Here is a 20355-nt window from a genome sequence, read left to right as displayed (position 1 = left end):
CGAGGAAAATTTATACCAGCATAACGCTCTTTTGTTTTGAACGGATTATAAGTATTAATATTAACCATAAATAAGGATACCACCATGTCTAACCATACAACGTCTAACAATACCACTTTTAAAGCTTTAGTCGTCCGCGAGGTCAGCGACGGTAACTTTGAAAAAAGCATTCAAGAGCGCAGCGTCAATGACCTGCCAGATAACGATTTGCTGATCGAAGTGCATTACTCGTCACTCAATTATAAAGACGCTATGTCAGCCTCAGGTAATAAAAGAATCACCAAACACTATCCGCATACGCCCGGTATTGATGCGGCGGGCATCGTCGTCAGTGACAAGTCTGGCACATTTAAAGAAGGCCAAGAAGTCGTGGTATTCGGCTATGATCTCGGTATGGACACACCGGGCGGGCTAGGACAAATGATTGCTATTCCAGCCGATTGGGCAATCGCATGTCCCGAGTCATTGACGCTAAAAGAGGCGATGATCTATGGGACTGGCGGCTTAACGGCAGCGTTAAGCGTACAAAAACTAGAAAAAATGGGCGCGACACCTGCCGATGGTGCAGTCGCGGTGACGGGTGCAACGGGCGGCGTCGGTAGTATTAGTATCGCTATCTTAAAGCATCTCGGCTATGACGTAATTGCCTTCTCAGGCAAACCTGAGCAAAGCGACCATCTAAAAGCAATGGGCGCAAGCGAAGTCCGCCACCGCGACACCATCAATGAAATCGGTAGCAAACCCATCGGCCGTGAGCTATGGGCAAACGCCATCGATACGGTAGGCGGCGATTACTTAGCGAACTTGCTCAAGCAAACCAAAGCAGGCGGCGCAGTGACCAGTTGCGGATTGGCAGCATCACCTGAGTTTTCTATGACGGTCATGCCATTTATCGCAAGGGCGGTGTCATTACTGGGTATTGATTCGGTCACCATACCACTGGCTGATAAAAAAGCGATTTGGCAGCGCGTTGCCACCGACATGAAGCTTCCCAATCTTGAGCAGTACTGTGAAGAGATTACACTTGAGCAAACGCCTGAATACTTAGATCGCTTCACAGATGGAAAAGTGGTGGGTCGTTATGTGGTGAATGTGCGGGGTTAGGTTTTTGGTTTTTGACAGATAAGTTCGATGAATAAGGGCAGCACTCATTTTGGGGTGCTGCTTTTTTTATTATGTATTAGCTACACGGATACTTGTACGTCTTGATATTCTTTACCTCTACCAAACACATATTGATGACAGTTCTGTACAGCGTGTTTGTTATGATGCACAAGTTCAGCCCAACCACATGTTTCCAACGATAAAGCTGTATTTTTTTCTGAAAACATTTCCAAAAACAAACCTATATGGAAATCCACACCTTTTTTAGTAAGCTCATAACTTACCTCGGATTCTTCAGCAAGTACTTTAATTGCATCTTCAGTATAGAATTTTTTTGGATTAAAAAATTTAAAATCAATATATGTGTTTGGGTCTACACTAAACTTAAAAGATACAGAAGACTGACCCTCTGAAGATATGTCATATACTTTATCTGAGAGCAGTTTATCTTCGTTACCTTCGTATCTATCTATTGTTATAATACAGTAGATTTCTCGTTCTTTAAGAGAGTTATAAGTAATATTTTCAATATCTACTTGATCATTATTGATAGCAGCAACTATACCTTCTGTCCATCTTATAAAGCCTTGTAACTCCTCACTTGGGCTGTTATTACCTATATAATTATCGACTATATTACTATTCTTTATTTTCTCCTCGCTTTTATCACTATCTAAAAATAATCTATAAAAGCAGATAAAATCTTTATTGGCTAGTGTATTTTTCAACATGTTCAAATAATGATAGACAAATACATTAATAATCTCTGAAGGTGCTTCTTGTAGCTGTTCTTCCTCGTCCATTTTTTCAGCATTATCTATGATATTTTTTGTATAAACATCAATGTTTTCTTCATATTTTTTTATAGCCAAATCAATAGATTTTAGTAAATCAGCACTGAATATATTATCTTCAATAGTTTCAAGGCCGTTTAAAATACTTTCTAGCTCTACTTTTTCTTCACTTGCTAGCTCTATATGACTGTTCTCTCTATCTTTTACTCTAAATTTATAAAAACCTGTACTATAGTTCTCGTGTTCTATTGGTGCCTCCTCTTCTATAGTATGACTCTTGTCCAAGTTGTCGTAACTTTTCTCACCACCAAACCACGCCTTAATGCTATTAAGAAAACCCATATTTTAACCTATCAAAGACCTTATAAAAACAGCCATACCTATTCAGCTATGGGCGGTTTTATTGACAATATTAATTTATATTCTTGAGCAAAAAACTACTCGAAAGGTAAGACGTACAGTCAAATCAAAGCACGACAAGCCTACCTATGCAATTATAAAGATTAAGTAAACTACCTTATTATACTTAAATAAGACAAATGTTCAATAAAATAGGTGTATTCTCTGGTTTTGGTATCATTTACGAAAAAAAACCCAACCAAGTTGAGTGTTTTTTAGCTACCTATCATTTAAGCACAAACTCGAACCTATCACTCTATCCAATACCATTCAGGGGCAAAAAAGTAAGTCAGGACGACTGATAAAGTAATAATGACTATACTAACGCCAATGGCGCCAACCCACGACGTACCACCTTTTTTAGCCAACTGCTCTCTTATCAAATTTGGATCTGAGGTAACGCCGGTCGTCTTCTGAATCTGTCTAACGCTATGATCAAAATACAGATAATTACCTAAAATACCAGTCATGACAATCCAGACAAACACAAAAGTAGATTGACCCAATACGTTGTAGCTTTCCATCCCCAACACATACATCATGATAAGATCGATGACCGTGATAGCGAGCATAATCAGAGCAGCAGCTATATACATCTTACGATAGCAAAGCCAGAAAATACCTAAGAAAAATCCAGCGACATTAAAACTCCGCATATTCATCTTTGTTACGTCTTTATCTAAAGTGGGTACATGGTTTTTAAACCATTTCTCACGATAATAACTGTCATACTTTTCACCGACAAAGGCGGCCAATAACGTATCAGCAGTATCAGAATCAGAGCCGCGTTGTACACTTTGCGCCTCTTTTGCGATATTAACGGGGGTTAATGGGGGCGGCATTTGTGCTTGAGTATTAGCAAGACGTTGCTCACAATTTGAGCAAACCTGAGCATCACGTGAGTTCTCTTGACCGCAATTAGTACACCGCATCGTATCCCTTATTTTTACTAAAAATGATGGTTTTAATTTTATCGCCAATAAAAAAGCCAATTAAAGTTGACATATTATAATCAACTAAAACAAAAGTTCAATAAAAAATAAGATTATCCTTATCTCAGTTATTTTGGACAAAAAAAACACCCAACCAAGTTGAGTGCTTTTTTAATTATCTCGTACAGTTACATCTAAGCTTACAGCGTATTGATAATTTCATTCAGCTTTTGATTGAACGTCTCATCCGTGACCACGCCTTTTTCTGCATCAAAATTATCAAAGAAATTGGGCAATGACAGAGTACCTTTTACGTCTCCTGCAAAGTAAGGCGCTGAGCCTTGAGCAGCAGCCAACACACTTTGTGCGCCGCCTGGGCCGGGAGAGGTAGACAACATAATAATGGGTTTGTTTTGGAAGACTTTCATGTCTATGCGTGACGCCCAGTCAAATAGATTTTTATAAGCAGAGGTATAAGAGCCGTTGTACTCAGCAAATGAGATGACGACGGCATCGGCTTCACTAATGGCTTGATAAAAATCATGGGCAAGCGGTGGAATACCTGTTTCTTTTTCGCGCTCTTCACTAAAAATAGGCATCTCAAAATCATGAATATCGAGCAATGTGACGTCAGCATCGCTGATTTGCTGGGCGGCATAAAGCGCCAGTTTTTGATTGATGGAGTTTCTACTGTTGCTAGTGCCAAAGGCGATTACTTTCATTTTAGAATCCTTATGATCTGTCTTAAATGGGGGCTGAACATATTGTTAAATGTATCACTGTTATAGTGAGAGGATAGTACCGGTACGTATAGACGCATCATCATAAACACTGCGAGCGGGTTTGTGCCAGTGCTCAATGCAGCTTTATTTGGGTGCTTGATAGCGATATCAACCACAAACATGAGATTTGCTCAGCAACTTTTTTAATCCAAAAATAACTTTCAAAAAAATTGGTTCCAGTCTCGCTCTATCCTTGCTTGTATCCATTTTATTTAGGATCAACTATAGCTTGGGGATTGGGAATTAATCCGTCTTTTACCATATTGTCTAAATGCGCGATGATTTCATCGTCTGTACGCAAACTCATTTCATTAAATCCAGCCTGACGGGCTTTCGTCACATCAAATATCCCATCATTTTCGACATGAAAAATGAAATCGCCAAAACTGCCTTGAGCAATACGGTTAATATCTGATTCTTGTAAATCATATTGCTTTGCCAGCGCTTTCCATTCGGAATCTGACGCTTGATTCAAACGTTGCTGTAGATTAATTGGCTGCGGCTCACCGACGTCCAGTCCAAACCATTCCGCCAATTTTGGCCAGAGATACTTCCAGCGGCATACATCGCCGTTGGTCACGTTATAAGCCCCATCCTTGTCATTGTCAGCCGCCCAAACGACCGCCTTACCCAATAAGCTTGCAGTCGTAAAGTTAATCAATACACGATAAGCTGCGGCAGAACCCGGAAATTGCATAGCAACGCCAAAGTGTTTACACAAGGTGCCATAGAGACCAATCAAGTTACCCATATTCATAGCAGAACCCAGCGAATGACCAATCATGATGTCGGGTCGCAAAGCAGTCCAACTGATACCTTGATTCTCTAACGTGCGAGCATAGTCTTCGTGTTCAAAATATAGGTTTGGTGGATAATGACGGCTGTCATCCTCTCGGGCTGGCGTTTTATATACCCCAAGATGAGCTCCATAAACCTTGCCCCCTTGCAGAAATATCACCCGCTTCAAATCCGCCCCAGCGGCTATCACACTTTCGATGATATTCTTAAACATCAAGCCATTTTCTTGTGCTTCTGTCTTTGCATCATCGGAGGGTTTGATTGCCGCATAAAAAATATGTGTCACATGAGCCAGACTGTCTGAATGCTGCTGTAGTGAGGCTTTATCCAGTAAATCGGCAGATAAGTGTGCTGTTTCATGGGGAGGCTCAGCCGCTCGCGATAGCGTTGTTACCTTCCATCCAGCGTCTTGTAATGCGGCAACAGCCCCGTTTCCAGTCACACCTGAACCACCTACGACAAGCATATGAGGGTGCATGATATCTCCTTAAGTAAATTAGAATTAGTAACGTAGAGTTTTTTGATAGAAGCCAGCCACTAGCAAAGCTGGTTTCAAAAACTCATTTGTCTTACAGATTAGGGGATACAACCACTGCCGTCAACATTGATCACGATACCATTGGTAAAGCCATTTTCAAGAATAGCCCATGCTGCGTGAGAGAAGCCTTTCGTTTGATTAATAAGTCAAGTAGGAAGCGCTTAATCATGTTAATAAAGATGGACTACTACGAGCAACCTTTCGTTTTACAGCAATCAATGATTTTGATAGGTTTTTCAGAAAATACAATTTCTAATCGATAAACCACAAAAAATGCCAATCAGTATGATTGGCATAATCTCTATCTAATGGCTTCAAATTGGTTATCAATGAAGAAATGCCTGCGAAACTCTTGGTGACCTTTCGTCGTAATAGTAACTTCCCGATATCCATGAACGCGCTCAATCCAGTTATTTTTTTCAAAACAATCCAATAAGGATGCGCCTAACTGCCCACCAACATGAAATCTTCTTTCGCTCCAGTCTAAACATGGACAGCATTTTTTCCGCTTAGTTTTTTCATCTATATTGATCCCTAACTGCAAAAATTGTTCTTTTCCTTTTGCCGTCAGGTCACAACCGTCACTGCTAATCCATTTATTCTCTAATAAAAAATTATATAGTTTGACAGCAACTTCCCCTGCCATATGGTCATAGCATGTCCTTGCTTTTCGTAATTCTTTTGGGACTTTTGAGCGAGATGAGTTATTTACTTGAAAAGTGATTCCCATCATATTTTCAAGTAATAAGGCGATATTGTTACTATAGAGACGAAAATACCGATGGCGTCCCTGAGATAAACAGGTAACAAGGTTGGCTTTGAGCAAACGAGATAAGTGAGCACTGGTGGTAGAGGCAGCGATATCTACTATCGAGCTTAGTTCAGTCGCCGTCCACGCTTTTCCATCCATCAAGGCACAAAGGATCTTCATGCGCGAGGGATCAGACATGGCAGCTGCTAGCACTGCCATTTCGGTTTCTTGGTTGTAATCTGTCGCCTCTATCAAAGAGATATTTTTTTTACTCAAGTTCAAACAGCCCACTCAATCGTCGCTTTTTCAGCTAATATAGCGTTATCGGTGACAAGGATCAATCGATTGTCATGATCACTATATTGAACGATAATGTTTACACCATTGTCAGACAATGCTTTGGCAATTGCACCCAGTTCTCCGGGCTGTTCTTGCTTTAGCTTTCGTATAAGTGGAAGTGCGACACTTTTTACTTCAAACCCGTGTTCAGTAAGAACATTCTTGGCCTTCTCACCATCTTCAACCAAAAAGTGAGCATGGCTTTGATTGTTCACCATAAATACGCCACCACCTTCTAACCCGATGCCATTGCTTCCCAATACCTTACCGAAACTGGCTAATTCTCCGGGACTGTTTTTTAAAATGATATGTATATCATGCATATTTATATATCCTTGCTATTGCGAGCTATATTCGCGAGTTGTGGTTAGAATACTGATCTTGTACGAAGAAAAAATAAACCTTTTTCCTTCCTCTTGAGCCAGTTTATGTTGAACGTTTTTTTTCCAATGCTTAATGGCCTCTTCATGTTCCCACCAAGATATAGAGATAAACTTGTCTGGGTTGGTTGTGCTTTGAAAGCGTTCAATCGATATAAATCCATCGATATTGGTAAGAAGTGGTTTCAATTGTTCAGCCAATTGAAAATAACGGTCTTTCTTTTCTGGAACAGCTAAAGCTTCAAAGAACACGGCTATCATGCTTTCCCCCTCAAGTTCATTAAGTTGTCTTGGATATTTTAACTACATAAAAAACTAATGCTTCGGTCATGAGCGAAATGTGCTGGTCGGGTAAGCCGCTTAGCTCATAGAGGAAAGAATTTTAGGAAAGCAGTTAGAAAATATAGATGGGCTAGCTAACAAGTACAGAGCAGATGCTCGTTAAATAGCTATGTCTAAAACACAAAAAAGCCCACGCTATCGTGGGCTTTTTTAATAGTTTTAAGTAACGTTTAGAGAATAATTATTCCCACTCAATCGTCGCAGGTGGCTTGCTCGACACATCATAGGTCACGCGTGAGACATCTTTGATCTCGTTCATGATGCGGTTGGAGACCGTTTCGATCAGATCATACGGCAGATGAGCGAAACGCGCGGTCATAAAGTCTACGGTCTCAACCGCACGTAGCGCAATCACCCACGCATAGCGGCGGCCATCACCGACCACGCCGACCGATTTGATTGGTTGGAATACGGCAAACGCTTGCGCCGTCTTGTCATACCAGCCTGAACGCTCAAGCTCCTGCATAAAGATGGCATCGGCCAAACGCAAGATATCAGCGTATTCTTTTTTGACTTCACCCAAGATACGCACGCCCAAACCCGGACCTGGGAACGGATGGCGATAGATCATTTTTTCTGGTAGACCTAGCGTGATACCCAATTTGCGTACTTCATCTTTGAAGAGGTCACGTAATGGCTCAACCAACTCAAACGCCAAGTCATCTGGCAAGCCGCCCACATTATGATGGCTCTTGATGACGTGCGCTTTGCCTTGATGCGACTTGGCTGATTCGATCACGTCTGGGTAAATTGTACCCTGCGCCAAGAATTCAACGACTTTGCCGTCGCTTTGCTCGCTCACTTCACGCGCGCTATTGGCGAATACGTCAATAAAGGTTTTACCAATGATTTTGCGTTTTTTCTCTGGGTCAGACTCGCCCGCCAGCGCATCTAAGAATAAGTCTTCGGCATCGACGCGAATGACTTTAACGCCCATGTTTTCGGCAAACACTTGCATGACCTGATCGCCTTCGTGCAGACGCAAGAGGCCATTATCAACGAACACACAGGTTAGCTGATCGCCAATCGCTTTGTGCAAAATTGCCGCAACCACTGAGCTATCCACACCGCCTGATAGACCAAGCAATACTTGCTTGTCACCGATTTGCTCTTTCAACTGAGCCACGCGCATGTCAATGATGTTGTCTGGCGTCCACTCGCCTGCACACTCACATATCTGATGCACGAAACGACTAAGGAGCGCCTGACCTTGCAAGGTATGCGTCACTTCAGGATGGAACTGTAGACCGTAATATTGCTTGTCATCATTGGCCATGATTGCAATCGGACAGCTTGGCGTACTAGCGACAATGTCGAAGCCTGCTGGCGCTTCGATGACTTTGTCGCCATGACTCATCCATACGTTGAGCTTGGCTGACTGACCACCGGTACGGCTGTCTTCGATGCCTTCGGTTAAATGCGAATGACCTGTCACCTCAATCGTCGCAGCGCCAAACTCATGAATGTCGCTAGCATGAACCTGCCCGCCAAAACGATCCGCCATCGCTTGCATGCCGTAGCAAATGCCCAATACTGGCACACCCAAGTCAAACACCGCATCGTTGATACGCGGGCTGTCTTCTGCGTGTACGCTCTCAGGGCCGCCTGATAGGATGACGCCTTTTGCGCCAAAATCGATAATACGCTGGCTGTCGATGTCATAAGGGAACATCTCACAAAACACCCCAGAATCACGCACACGGCGGGCGATTAGCTGACTGTATTGCGAGCCAAAATCAAGGATTAAGATGCGATCTTGTTTAATTGCAGGAGTAGCAGCGGCAGTGGTCATAAATCGATGTCCATCAATAGAGAAATTGGTGCCCTATTTTAACAAGTTTAGCCGCATCAGGGTTACTTCCTGAGCAAAATTTCGTTATTCAAGCCGTTTTTATAAAAAAGCGGCTTATGACGCCCATTGTGTCGTTTTAGAGAGTAGCGATTTATTTGATATTGCCACTTATTAAATGATTTCTTCAACATAATAATCATTGTAATTTTTTGAAACTTAACGTTAGTAATGAGTCGAACTGTGTTACAGAAACATGTACAGTAAAGCAGTGAATGCCAATTATGTGAGTTGCTGATGTGCTGTTATTCAGGCGTAAAACATTTGAGTGAAGTTGTTGGCTGACTTTGACATTTCACATTGGATTGGCTCATCAATCGCAGGACAGCGTTTAGGCCAATCTAAGATAGCTCCTTTATTAAGTGACCAATATTAAGTGAACAAGTACCACTATAAGCGCCACTCTCTGGTCAATTGTTAGATTACTCATGTCAGAGCGCCTTAACACTAAGCGCGCAATGATCTCTGTCAACATCCAACCAAACCACTGTAAAGCCATTACGGCTTTTTAAAAGGACACAAATGATGAAAATGGAATTCTCGTCGCGCTCAGCGCTCAAGATCAGCACCCTCACCCTAGCAGTTGCCGCTGCTTCTTTTACTACTTCAACCGTCATGGCCGCTGAATGCCAACTCAATGATGCAAATGGTAATACAACCACCTTAGGCGCAACCAGTAGTGGCGTCACTGCTCTTGCTTGTGGCAATAACGCGGTCGCTGGCGGAACTAACGACACAGTCGCCATCGGTAATGCTGCCACTGCAACTGGAAACTCTACGACTGCGATTGGCGGTGAGGCTTTCACTGGAACTGTCGCTGCAGACACTGACTTAAACGCAGGCTCCCTCACTTCTACAGGTGATACTCCAGGCGCTACTGCCATTGGTTGGCGTGCAACAGCGACCGCAGAGAGAGCGACCGCGGTCGGTCATTTAGCCAGTGCTTCTGGCGTTCGCGCGACTGCAGTCGGTGAAGATGCCAGCGCCAGTTCAGACAATGCGATTGCTATTGGTAACCAATCAGTAGCCTCAGGTCTTGATGCGGTTGCAATAGGCGGCGACAGAAGTGGCGAGCGTCAAACAACTGCCTCTGGTACCTCGTCAACCGCTATCGGTGCTCAAGCACAGGCCACGCAAGCAGGTGCGACTGCGATGGGTTGGCAGTCCACTGCAAGTGCTGAGCGTGCTCAAGCCTTTGGTCATCTGGCATCAGCAACGGGCGTGCGCTCAACTGCAGTCGGTGAGGCCGCATCTGCACAGGGCGAACGCTCTGTGGCAATAGGTAATGAAGCGGTTGCTGGCGGCGCCAACGATACCGTGGCTATCGGTAACAACACACAAGCGAATGGTAATTCGACGACTGCGTTAGGCGGTGAGGCCTTCACTGGCATAGTAGCCGAAGGTACAGACCTAAATGGCGGTAATTTGACATCGACAGGCGAAACAGCGGGTGCGACCGCAGTCGGTTGGCGCGCAACAGCGACCGCAGAAAGAGCTCAGGCTTTTGGTCATCTCGCCAGCGCTTCTGGTGTTCGCTCAACCGCCGTGGGTGAAGATGCGGCTGCACAAGGCGAGCGCTCTGTCGCGCTAGGTAATCAATCAGTGGCAGGCGGTTTAAACAGTATCGCTATCGGTAACGGTGCAACGGCAGCAGCTGACAATCAAATCGCTTTGGGTAACGCAGGCCAGCTTCAAGCCAGCACAGCATCGCAGTCAGGCGGCACCAATATCGTAACAACCGATGCAAACGGTACGCTCGGCACCAGTGTCAGCATAGACTCATTAGCCACTTCACAACAGTTTAACGACTTGCGTAGCCAGTACAATCGTCAAGAAGACCGTTTAGATGAAGCAGAAGACGGTATCGCCATGGCTCTGTCTATGGAGACCCCAGTTATTCCTGCAGGTAAAAGATATGCCATGGGACTTGGCACGGGTTATTACAATGGCAGCACTGCTGTGAGCGCGTCTTTTGCGGGACGAGCAAGTGAAAGCGTGACCATTTCAGCAGGTGCTGGTGTTGGTGCTGATACTGGCAAAGTTGGCGCGCGTGGCGGCGTCTCTTTCGCTTGGTAAACTGCTCCAAACCACATCGCTATCTACCGCTCTCGACAGTCTTTGTGAGCAAAACGCGGTAGATACGCAGTACCTTTTATACTTTTACAATCATTAAATCAATCAAAACGCCTTTAAGGCTCTTAAATAACAGGATAAAAAACGATGAAAATGGAATTATTATCGCCCTCAGTACTTAAAATCAGTGCACTTACACTAGCAATGGCTGCCGCTTCTTTTAGCACCACTGCTGTCATGGCTGCTGATGTCAGCACAACGGCTCTGGCCTATGGCAATCAAGCCATGGCAGGCGGAACCAACGACACGGTTGCACTCGGTAATAAAGCCAATGCGGGTCTTAACTCTGCGACTGCGGTCGGTGGTCAGGCCAACGCAGCCGGTCTAGGCTCAACCTCCATCGGTTGGCAATCAAAAGCCACGGCTGAGCGTGCGCAAGCTTTTGGTCACTTGGCAGATGCCAGTGGCGTACGCTCAACCGCAGTGGGTGAAGCAGCAATGGCTGGCGGCACCAATGATACCGTTGCAGTCGGTAATAAAGCCAGCGCTGGTATGAATTCCGCCACCGCTGTCGGTGGTCAAGCCAATTCAGCAGGTCTAGGCTCAACCTCTATCGGTTGGCAATCAAAAGCCACAGCTGAGCGTGCGCAAGCCTTTGGTCACTTGGCTGATGCCAGTGGTATGCGCGCGACCGCAGTGGGTGAAGCGGCAATGGCACAGGGCGAATCTTCTATTGCGATTGGTAACATGTCAGTGGCAGGCGGTTTGAACAGTCTGGCTATCGGTAATGGCGCCAATGCCAAAAACAAACATCAGGTCGTCCTAGGTAATGCAGGTCAAGTTCAATCGAGTACAGCGTCACAGACAGGCACGGTCAATATCGTGACGATTGATGAAAACGGTACGTTGGGTACGATGCTCGTTGACTATTATAAGTCAGCTCAGTAAACCCCTTATAACGATCAACTTAATCCATCTGTCTGTGCAGACAAGGCACAGTAGATACCATCGATTTTCATCAACCAAATAAAAACCCTGCTATGGCAGGGTTTTTTGACATCTACATATAACCAATCTGTGAGCGGGGATTTAAGCAAATTTTAAATACAAAGCAAAAGTAGTCAGTAAATAAAAATTGATAAGTTATGGAATATAAAGCAATTTGACCGAAAAAACTTGTTACTATGCTGTTCCTCAGTACTTTTTTACTGTGAAACATGATCAGTATCGCCGTCAGTAACAAGCGCTTGTTTCATAATGCCATGTCAGATAATGTCTTTAAACGCAGCGACGCCAAAAGCGCAAATGTCTGCAATCTCTATAAACCGTGCATGAACTATCATCATCCGTTCAAAATAAAAAGGATATAAAAATTTCGACTTGTCACTGCTATGAACGTTTTTTGCCTGCTACTTACACAGAAGCGGCGCAACATTCGAGCCAGTAGCACTATATTCTTTTTAAATTGAATTTAGCATGCACGTAACGCTTTAACATTGAGAGTATCAAAAGATTGGCACAAGACAGATCTGTCGTGCGTACTTGTTACTGTCATTTTTAGCTTCTTTAAAACAGGAAACAACAAATGCGCAACTCCGATAGTGGACAGGATGGCCAAAAGCTCAATAGCAGGGTGGCCAAACCTGTTTCAAAAGAATATCTTCCAGACTATGTAAAAGCACGATCAAAACATCAAAAGCCCCCTCATTTAGGGACTTTTGATGTGGGTATGTCCGTCCCGCAGTGGCGACCTGACCACGTACCAGATACCCGTATCGATAAGTTTACGTTCGGTATGGTGCTGGTCATACTGTTTAGTATCGCTGTCCCCTTAATACTGTTCCCTGAGGAGGGCAAAGCTTGGGTGGGCGTTGCGCGCGCGTTCGTAGGAGACAACTTTGGTTTCGCCTACTTATTATTTGGCGTCCTTGCCATGCTGTTTGTCATCTACATCGTGTTCTCTGATATTGGCAAAATCAAACTGGGACGACCAGAAGAAACCGCTGAGTTCTCCGATGCATCATGGGCGTCTATGTTGTTTTGTGGCGGGATTGGTGCCAGTATTCTTTACTGGGGTCTTATCGAATGGGCGTATTATTATCAAAGTCCGCCTTTTAATATCGCAGGCGGCTCACCTGACGCTATCCGCTGGGCAACCACCTACGGTATTTTTCACTGGGGGCCTGTCGCTTGGTCCATCTATTTAGTACCTGCCGTGCCTATCGCTTATTTTTATTATGTGCGCCAAACGCCGGTACTCAAGGTCAGCCAAACACTGATGCCATTATTGGGCGAAAAGCTGGCTGGTAGCAACTGGGCCAAGATGCTTGATGTGTTATTCGTATTCGGTATGGTTGGCGGCGGCGCAACGACGCTCGGTCTTGCCTCTCCGCTCATCAACGAAGGTTTATACAATCTATTTGGCTTACCGCGTAACGTCACCATGCAGATTGTGGTGTTGTTAGTGACCACCATGATTTTTGCTTATAGTGCTTATCAGGGACTCAAAGGCGGTATTCAAAAACTCTCCAATATCAATTTTTATTTGGCCGTCGCCTTCTTATTATTTATCCTAGTTGTTGGGCCGACCGTCTTTATTTTGAATGCAGGTTTAGAAGCCATCGGGCGCTCGATTACCGAGATGCCGCGCATGATGACTTATATTGAACCCTTTAAAGACTTTCAAGAATTCGGCTTTGAGCACACCACCTTCCCGCAAGATTGGACCGTCTTTTATTGGGCGTGGTGGCTGGTATTTGCCCCAACGATTGGACTGTTTATCGCCAAAATCTCAAGAGGTCGTACGATTCGTAATATGGTCTTAGGATCGATGTTTTACGGCTCACTCGGCTGTGCGATGTTTATGGTAATCTTGGGCAATTACGGTCTCTATCTACAACTCACAGGCGGCGTCGATGTGGTTGCTATTTTGAATAATGAATCGCCGACTGCTGCTATCTTTGCTATTTTAAATAGCTTACCGATGTCTTATTTGGTCATCGCCGTCTTTACCTTTTTGGCCGTTATCTTTACCGCCACCACCTTTGACTCCATCTCTTATATCTTGGCATCGGTTGTGCAAGTGGAAGTGGATGATGAGCCGCATCGTTGGAATCGCCTGTTTTGGGCATTTACCTTATGCTTATTGCCTGCGATTTTGATGTTTTTGGGCGACTTGCAAACCTTGCAAACGGCGTCTATTATCGCGGGTGCGCCCTTGATTATCATTCTCTCTATGATGATGATATCGGTGATTAAAGCGGCGCGCTACGATCTTGCTTATCAGCCAGATTACAGTATAAAAACCATCCATATTGAAGAGCTGCCTGACAATGCACCGTGGGAGGAAGGTGAAACCTCCGAATCGCTTGAAGGCTCGGTCATGCATCAGCAGGAAGAATGGGAGCAGATGCGTGAGGATACGGAAAATGCTGAAAACAATGTAAATGATGCAAATGACGTAAATAAAAAGTCGCCTTAATTAAGTATCTTTAATCTATCAAATAAAAAGGCTGGGCTACGTTGGTAGCCCAGCCTTTTTGCTGTTTTATCTGTGATGATCCGTCCAGTTTAAGAGATGGTCAGTTGAAAATAAAACGGTGATATAAATTTAAACGCGCTACTAGTACAAATTTTACAATGACTTAATGCCACTACTCAAAGCAGTATCAATACGATTTAGCCCTTCTGTCAGTAATGCTCTAGGACAGGCGACGTTTAAGCGCATTTTTAGATGGCCTTCTTGACCATATTTGATGCCCGCATTCAGCTCAACTTTAGCCGCTCTTAAGGTGTCATAAAGCACTTGATCGTCTTGAGCATACGCTGAACAATCCAGCCAAATCAAATACGACGCTTCTGGGCGCATAACCTTGATATCAGGTAGGTGCGCTTCTAAAAACTCTATAGCAAAGTCAATATTGGCTTCGATATAAGCAAGCGCCTGCGCCAACCACTCATCGCCTTGCTCATAAGCACTACGCATCGCGGTATAAGCAAATAAATTTAGCTCGTACTCATCATTTAATTGCTGCTGCTGGCTGATTCTGCCGATCAACTCATCATTTTTGGCAAATATCATTGAGCCTTTGATACCCGCGAGGTTAAAGGTCTTGGTCATCGAAGTCAGACTGACCACCTTATGCTCATAACCCTTTGCTAACGTCAAAAACGGCGTAAATGTGTGACCGCTCAAGGTTAAGTCTTGATGAATCTCATCGCTGACAATCGCCACGTTGTGCTTTTTACAAATCGCAAGGAACGCTTCCAGCTCCTCGCTCGTCCACACGCGCCCGCCCGGATTGTGCGGATTACAAAGCAGATAAAGCTTAACGTCATGCTCTATAATCTTAGCTTCGATATCAGCCAAATCCAAACGATATTTACCCTCATCTTTTTTTAGGGCTGAGGTCACAAGCGTGCGACCGTTTTGCTCAACCTTACTCATAAACGGCGCATAGATAGGATCATTGATCAGTACCGCGTCCCCTACTTCGGTAAAGACGTTCAATATTAACGCCAAACTTGGCACAACACCGGGGGAAAATAAGATGTTTTCTTTGTTAAGCGCCAAGTCATAGCGACTGCCATGCCAGCCAATAATCGCCTCATACAACGCCTCGGTGGGTTTGGTATAACCCAATATGCCATGCTGAACCACTTGCTCAATCGCGTCTAGGATAGGCGGCGCGGCCTTAAAGTCCATATCTGCCACCCATAGCGGAATCGTGTCATCGCTATAGTGCCATTTGGATGATCCTGTACCCCGTCTGTCGATCACTTCATCAAAGTTGTATTGCACCCGCCTTCTCCTTCATTGAATATAGTGGTTTAGAGTACAACATGAATGCCATCATCACCAATCGCTTTATGGGTATATCGTCATCTCAAAATAAAATCGATACATCAATATTGATTCGCTACTGATATAAATTTTACTTGCTTGCTGTGTCTGCGCTGACAGAGGCTGCGTAAAATGTATCGCAGCAGCTTTGTATCGGTTTTAAAGTGAATCAACGATATCAGCGTGCTACGGATATACCTCTCTTTTGTCACGTTTGAAACCTAGCACTATTGGCGAATAGTGAGGTACACTCAAAATATCAATCACGGAGACAGATGATGACCCTACCTGACCAAAAGCCGCAGACGGACACGCACGCTTACGTCCTAACCAAGTCCGATATCGACAATACCACTGAGAGCAAACACGTCCATCAGTTCAATGAAAAGGCCATTCGCCATACCGTCTCGCTAAGTGACATCGTCGGTCTCACAAAATGCGGCCTGCACCTTGTGCGAGTTGAGGCAGGCGATGAGACGACGACACATCACTATCACGAAGAGTCAGATGAGTTCATTTATGTGCTGTCAGGTGAGTTGTCGCTACAATATGGCGATGAGCAGTATCAACTGAGCGCTGGTGATTTTGTGGGTTTCCCTGCACATGGCGCGGCGCACTCAATGCGCAATGATAGTAATGCCGATGCCACTTACCTGATGGGCGGCAGCCGACCACCGATTGACATTACTCTGTATCCAGAGATTAAGCGCAAGATGTATAAGATCCATGGCAAAAAAGAGTATGTGGATTTTGAGGATTTGGGTGAGGTTTGAGGGTGGTATAGTTGATAGCCGATACTACTGAGACGCGTCTCAAAGTAACTATTAAATAATTGCATAATTTAGATAGTAGTGAATGACTCATTATTATTTTGCTCAGAAGACAGCGCTTCAATAGACGTAATCAGCTGCGTTTCATTCTTAGTAATAGCATTTTTAAATTCTTGGTAATTTGCTACCTGTTGCGGAATTGCCAACTTAAACTTATGAATACCACCACCGAAACCATTAAGTAAACCCATATTCAGCGCTAAATTATCGTCTTCTGTAGGAGCAATATAACCACCAATATTAGCTTGATATAAAAACAAATAAGAAAGGACTTGGTTTAAATCGTCACGGTCAATGCTATTTGCTTTCATGCGCTTATATTTGGCGTCCAAAATAATACGATTGTCTTTCACAAAGTCAGGATAACGCCGCACATTATTACCCGAAAACTTCTGTACATAGACATCTATACCACCTTTTCGATTATTATTAGTGGGATGTTTATAGCCGATGGGGCACAATAACGTATTGAGATATTCTTCCCACAGCCACGCTCCATCGAACAAAATACCGTAGGCTTTGTCGTCGTTTTTGGCGTACTTAAGACCTTCATGACGCAGAATTTGTAGGCAGATTTTTTGCAGGCCACTGTATTCTGTAAAGTAGGGATGAACAAAGGGTTTAAGGTTGGTATGGATAATAGTATGCCTGTCCCATGCATGATAAGACGGGGTATGCTGGACAATCAAATTGACGAAAGCAAGGGTTTCGCTGTCACTATGCAAGACGTCTCTTAAATTAGGTTTTTGTTTGATAAGCTCAATGGTATGGCGGATGAGCTGTGTTATCGGATTATCAAAGCTGTGCTCTCGCACACGGTAGGCGACGCTACCTCGAAATGGTAAGTTTCGTTGCAGGTGCGTTTTGATATTTATAGCACCTTTGAGATTGCTGTCGTTATAAGTTTTCTTTTGATACTCTTTGTATAAACTCTGAGACAAGGCTTTTTTGAGGAAATAAGGAAATAAATATACCAAAAAATCAAACACGTTAGTTTGACTATTACTATGCTTTACATCAAACAAGTTAATGCACAATACTTTTTGCAACATATAGTGTAGAAAGTAATCTTCTTCATTACCTTCTTCTTGATTGGCTTGGTCATCATTATCAACAACAGAAGGCTGAGTAAAACGAGATTGGATTTTTAGCTGTGCATTCTGCACACCAATAAAACCCATGACATTTCCTGTCTCTAAAACTGTCTGTGACTCATTAATCTTTAATTCAAAGATTGGTTTACTGGCAATATCGTCTTCGTTATCTTTAAAATGCGCAGGGAAAATCAATAAATTTGGGTATTCTTTCACTAGCTCGCCAATATTTTTACTAGCGAGTAGTGATAAATCAGCTATAACTTTATTAAAGTTTGGCACATTAGAATCTAAATTTAATGAAGTATTATCCGTCGTTACGATCATCATTAGACCCTAACCGTAGATTATAGGCATCTTTTAATCCTTGAATCTGTTGCTCAGCATCAGGATAACCACGCAGATATTCACAAAGTAACGACTCTAAATGGTATGTCCATAACTTGTCAAAATCACCATTATAGTTGGTAAGCTTTAAGAAATACGCTGGGCCAACGTGATAAGCTGCACTCAACCCCTGTATAGATTCGATAGCTTTGTTTAAAACGATTAAGCGCTGCTTGGCTTCGTCTGACCATTCGTCAATTTGACCGTCCCACATAGTTAAACGGTCTTCTGATTTGATTTCTTTCCATGCAAAACGGCGACGCATCGCAAAATCAAACGACTCCACACTGCGATCAATATCGTTCATTGTGCCGATGATATAAACGTTGTCTGGGATATAAAAACCCTTTTTAAAGACGTCTTCTTCGGTTTGCAAGTTAGCATATTGAGTGGTAACTTTGCCACTCTCACCTCGATAGCCAGGGTCAATGGAGAAAAAAAGCTCGCCTAGAACCTTTGAGATTTCAGCGCGATTAATCTCATCCAAGATAAGGATAAACCTCTTGTCTTTATCGCCAGTATTGGCCATTTCCAAATCGTAGTTCGCTTTTATGTACTCACATACTGGTATTACATAAGGCTTCCAATCAATCACTTCTCCTGTTTCAAAATAATTTTGAATATAGCTTTTAGTAACTATCATCGGTGTTTGTTTGACTGTATCAGGAATGGCTGTACAGCTTTTTTGAGAATTTATTTCAACTCTGAATGGTTTTTTTTGAGATGGAGTAATTAATTGTAATCCATTTTCTAGAACATCATCAGTAAACTTTTGATATATCTCATCGAAATTGCTGAGTTTTTGATTGTTCTGATATTTCAGTGCTTCTTTACAGAATTTTTTAAAACTACCGTCTCGTAATTCAAAACCGACTTCTCCAGCTTCACTTTTAATGGGTCGTAAGCCTTCAACAAAGTCAGTATAATCATACGATGGATGAAACTGAATAAGCTTATACTCTGCACCCCACGCTTCAGCTAATATTTTAGCTAAATAGGTTTTACCTGTTCCTGGTGCACCTGTTAATATCAAGTTTTTATTAGCGAGTAGTAATTCACTAATTTCCCGCACTAACGAATTGGTAATAGGCTGTTGAAAATTTTGATTACTTGATTGATTGTTCATAGTTAGCTTGTTTGCAATCTCAAATATTCGTTTGTACAACTCAAACAGATCACCTTTTAAATCATTGATAATACCGTAATAATCTATTAATGGAAGCTTGCTATCGGTCAATGGAACAACCCGGCCAAATAGGTTATATCCACCTTCACTCATGCTTTTTAAAGAGTTTAAATCAATCTCAAAGTCTCTGTTTCTGAGAGTGTTGACTATGTCACTATTTTGAATAGATGAAAATGCTTCGACAAAAGGCTTGATGTGCTCAAGTGACGTTTTATCGTTATTGAATGGGACATACTGAGCGTTAAAACCTAGCCCATAACCAACCTCATCATCCCTCAAAAATATGTGATACTGAATTTCATTGTGTCCACCTTCATTTATAGCCCAGTCTGCATCATCACCTTTATTTTTAAAAAGAATACCTGATGTTGTTGCCCTCTCCTTATTTGATAAAACTTTCCTTGTTTTTCTGAACCCTATTATAAATTCACTCAAGTCTTCGTTAATAGAATTAACGAGAGTACCTAAACTATCAACGTTTAACTGGCTTGAATCAATGAAGTCTAAATCTATTATTGCCTCTATAAGCTCATCACGTAATCGCCACTCAAACAAACCACCAGCTACTTTTTTACCAGTCATGGTAATCAGCCACCAATTTGGCGAACCATCTTCTTTGATTACCTCAAAGCGATTTAGCTTACCTTGCAAGCGGGCACTAAACTGAGTAATAAAGCCACTTATAGAGGTCGGGTGAGTACAATATTTTTCTGCTAGGTATTTGCAAGTCGCTTTATGGTCTGGCTCTAAATAAAAGATGCTTAGCGCAAATTTATAATTATTGGACATGAAGCTATCATCTGACAATATCTCTATCCAGTCTTGCTTATTAATAGGTGGTGGGCAGTTGTAGTCGCCATCCTTTACAATAATTTTTTGCAATGAGGTATCCTGCTAACTAATGAATTTTTAATGATGGTTTTATATGATTATA

General features: G+C 43.0%; 16 protein-coding genes. 5 read left to right on the top strand and 11 right to left on the bottom strand.

Annotation, left to right across the window (positions count from 1 at the left end):
* Positions 1 to 84: 84 nt before the first annotated feature.
* Positions 85 to 1104 carry an oxidoreductase gene (locus tag AAJP47_RS04170; protein WP_346716659.1) on the top strand — a complete coding sequence of 340 codons (1020 nt, stop codon included), beginning with the start codon at positions 85 to 87 and terminating at the stop codon, positions 1102 to 1104.
* An 80-nt stretch (positions 1105 to 1184) separates the two neighbouring features.
* On the opposite strand, the gene AAJP47_RS04165 is transcribed toward AAJP47_RS04170, so the two are convergent.
* The 8 genes from AAJP47_RS04165 to guaA form a co-directional block, all read right to left on the bottom strand.
* Positions 1185 to 2240 carry a hypothetical protein gene (locus tag AAJP47_RS04165; protein ID WP_346716658.1) on the bottom strand — a complete coding sequence of 352 codons (1056 nt, stop codon included), beginning with the start codon at positions 2238 to 2240 and terminating at the stop codon, positions 1185 to 1187.
* A gap of 308 nt (positions 2241 to 2548) precedes the next feature.
* Positions 2549 to 3229: a DUF2628 domain-containing protein gene (locus AAJP47_RS04160; protein WP_346716657.1), complete on the bottom strand. Its 681-nt coding sequence runs from the start codon at positions 3227 to 3229 to the stop codon at positions 2549 to 2551.
* Between the two features lie 200 nt (positions 3230 to 3429).
* Positions 3430 to 3951 carry an NADPH-dependent FMN reductase gene (locus AAJP47_RS04155; protein ID WP_346716656.1) on the bottom strand — a complete coding sequence of 174 codons (522 nt, stop codon included), beginning with the start codon at positions 3949 to 3951 and terminating at the stop codon, positions 3430 to 3432.
* A gap of 268 nt (positions 3952 to 4219) precedes the next feature.
* A complete protein-coding gene (locus tag AAJP47_RS04150) occupies positions 4220 to 5287 on the bottom strand; it encodes an SDR family oxidoreductase (protein ID WP_346716655.1) in 1068 nt (355 codons plus the stop codon).
* A 361-nt stretch (positions 5288 to 5648) separates the two neighbouring features.
* On the bottom strand, positions 5649 to 6374 hold the full coding sequence (locus tag AAJP47_RS04145; protein WP_346716654.1) for an ArsR/SmtB family transcription factor: 726 nt from the start codon (positions 6372 to 6374) through the stop codon (positions 5649 to 5651).
* Between the two features lie 2 nt (positions 6375 to 6376).
* On the bottom strand, positions 6377 to 6760 hold the full coding sequence (locus tag AAJP47_RS04140) for an amino acid-binding protein (protein ID WP_346716653.1): 384 nt from the start codon (positions 6758 to 6760) through the stop codon (positions 6377 to 6379).
* Between the two features lie 15 nt (positions 6761 to 6775).
* Positions 6776 to 7078: an antibiotic biosynthesis monooxygenase family protein gene (locus AAJP47_RS04135; RefSeq protein ID WP_346716652.1), complete on the bottom strand. Its 303-nt coding sequence runs from the start codon at positions 7076 to 7078 to the stop codon at positions 6776 to 6778.
* A 262-nt stretch (positions 7079 to 7340) separates the two neighbouring features.
* The gene (gene guaA, locus AAJP47_RS04130; RefSeq protein WP_346716651.1) at positions 7341 to 8951 is read right to left on the bottom strand and encodes a glutamine-hydrolyzing GMP synthase; all 1611 of its coding nucleotides are present in this window, start codon (positions 8949 to 8951) and stop codon (positions 7341 to 7343) included.
* A gap of 579 nt (positions 8952 to 9530) precedes the next feature.
* On the opposite strand from guaA, the gene AAJP47_RS04125 reads away from it, so the two are divergent.
* The 3 genes from AAJP47_RS04125 (at position 9531) to AAJP47_RS04115 (ending at position 14562) form a co-directional block, all read left to right on the top strand.
* Positions 9531 to 11084: a YadA-like family protein gene (locus tag AAJP47_RS04125; protein ID WP_346716650.1), complete on the top strand. Its 1554-nt coding sequence runs from the start codon at positions 9531 to 9533 to the stop codon at positions 11082 to 11084.
* 144 nt (positions 11085 to 11228) lie between these two features.
* On the top strand, positions 11229 to 12029 hold the full coding sequence (locus AAJP47_RS04120) for a hypothetical protein (RefSeq protein ID WP_346716649.1): 801 nt from the start codon (positions 11229 to 11231) through the stop codon (positions 12027 to 12029).
* Between the two features lie 637 nt (positions 12030 to 12666).
* Complete coding sequence (locus AAJP47_RS04115; protein WP_346716648.1) at positions 12667 to 14562, top strand: BCCT family transporter; 1896 nt, start codon at positions 12667 to 12669, stop codon at positions 14560 to 14562.
* 153 nt (positions 14563 to 14715) lie between these two features.
* Here the strand turns inward: AAJP47_RS04115 and AAJP47_RS04110 are convergent, their stop codons facing one another.
* Positions 14716 to 15882 carry a MalY/PatB family protein gene (locus AAJP47_RS04110; RefSeq protein ID WP_346716647.1) on the bottom strand — a complete coding sequence of 389 codons (1167 nt, stop codon included), beginning with the start codon at positions 15880 to 15882 and terminating at the stop codon, positions 14716 to 14718.
* Between the two features lie 317 nt (positions 15883 to 16199).
* On the opposite strand from AAJP47_RS04110, the gene AAJP47_RS04105 reads away from it, so the two are divergent.
* Positions 16200 to 16697: a cupin domain-containing protein gene (locus AAJP47_RS04105; RefSeq protein ID WP_346716646.1), complete on the top strand. Its 498-nt coding sequence runs from the start codon at positions 16200 to 16202 to the stop codon at positions 16695 to 16697.
* A gap of 68 nt (positions 16698 to 16765) precedes the next feature.
* On the opposite strand, the gene AAJP47_RS04100 is transcribed toward AAJP47_RS04105, so the two are convergent.
* Together AAJP47_RS04100 and AAJP47_RS04095 are read right to left on the bottom strand one after the other, a co-directional pair.
* Positions 16766 to 18178, bottom strand: coding sequence for an McrC family protein (locus AAJP47_RS04100; protein ID WP_346716645.1), 1413 nt, complete (start codon positions 18176 to 18178; stop codon positions 16766 to 16768).
* Positions 18156 to 20303, bottom strand: coding sequence for an McrB family protein (locus AAJP47_RS04095; RefSeq protein ID WP_346716644.1), 2148 nt, complete (start codon positions 20301 to 20303; stop codon positions 18156 to 18158). The genes AAJP47_RS04100 and AAJP47_RS04095 overlap by 23 nt, the downstream gene beginning before the upstream one ends.
* Positions 20304 to 20355 lie beyond the last annotated feature (52 nt).

Source organism: Psychrobacter halotolerans (assembly GCF_039680845.1).
GTDB lineage: Bacteria > Pseudomonadota > Gammaproteobacteria > Pseudomonadales > Moraxellaceae > Psychrobacter.
Note: the sequence above shows the minus strand (reverse complement) of the source record. Positions and strands in the feature narration are given on the sequence as shown.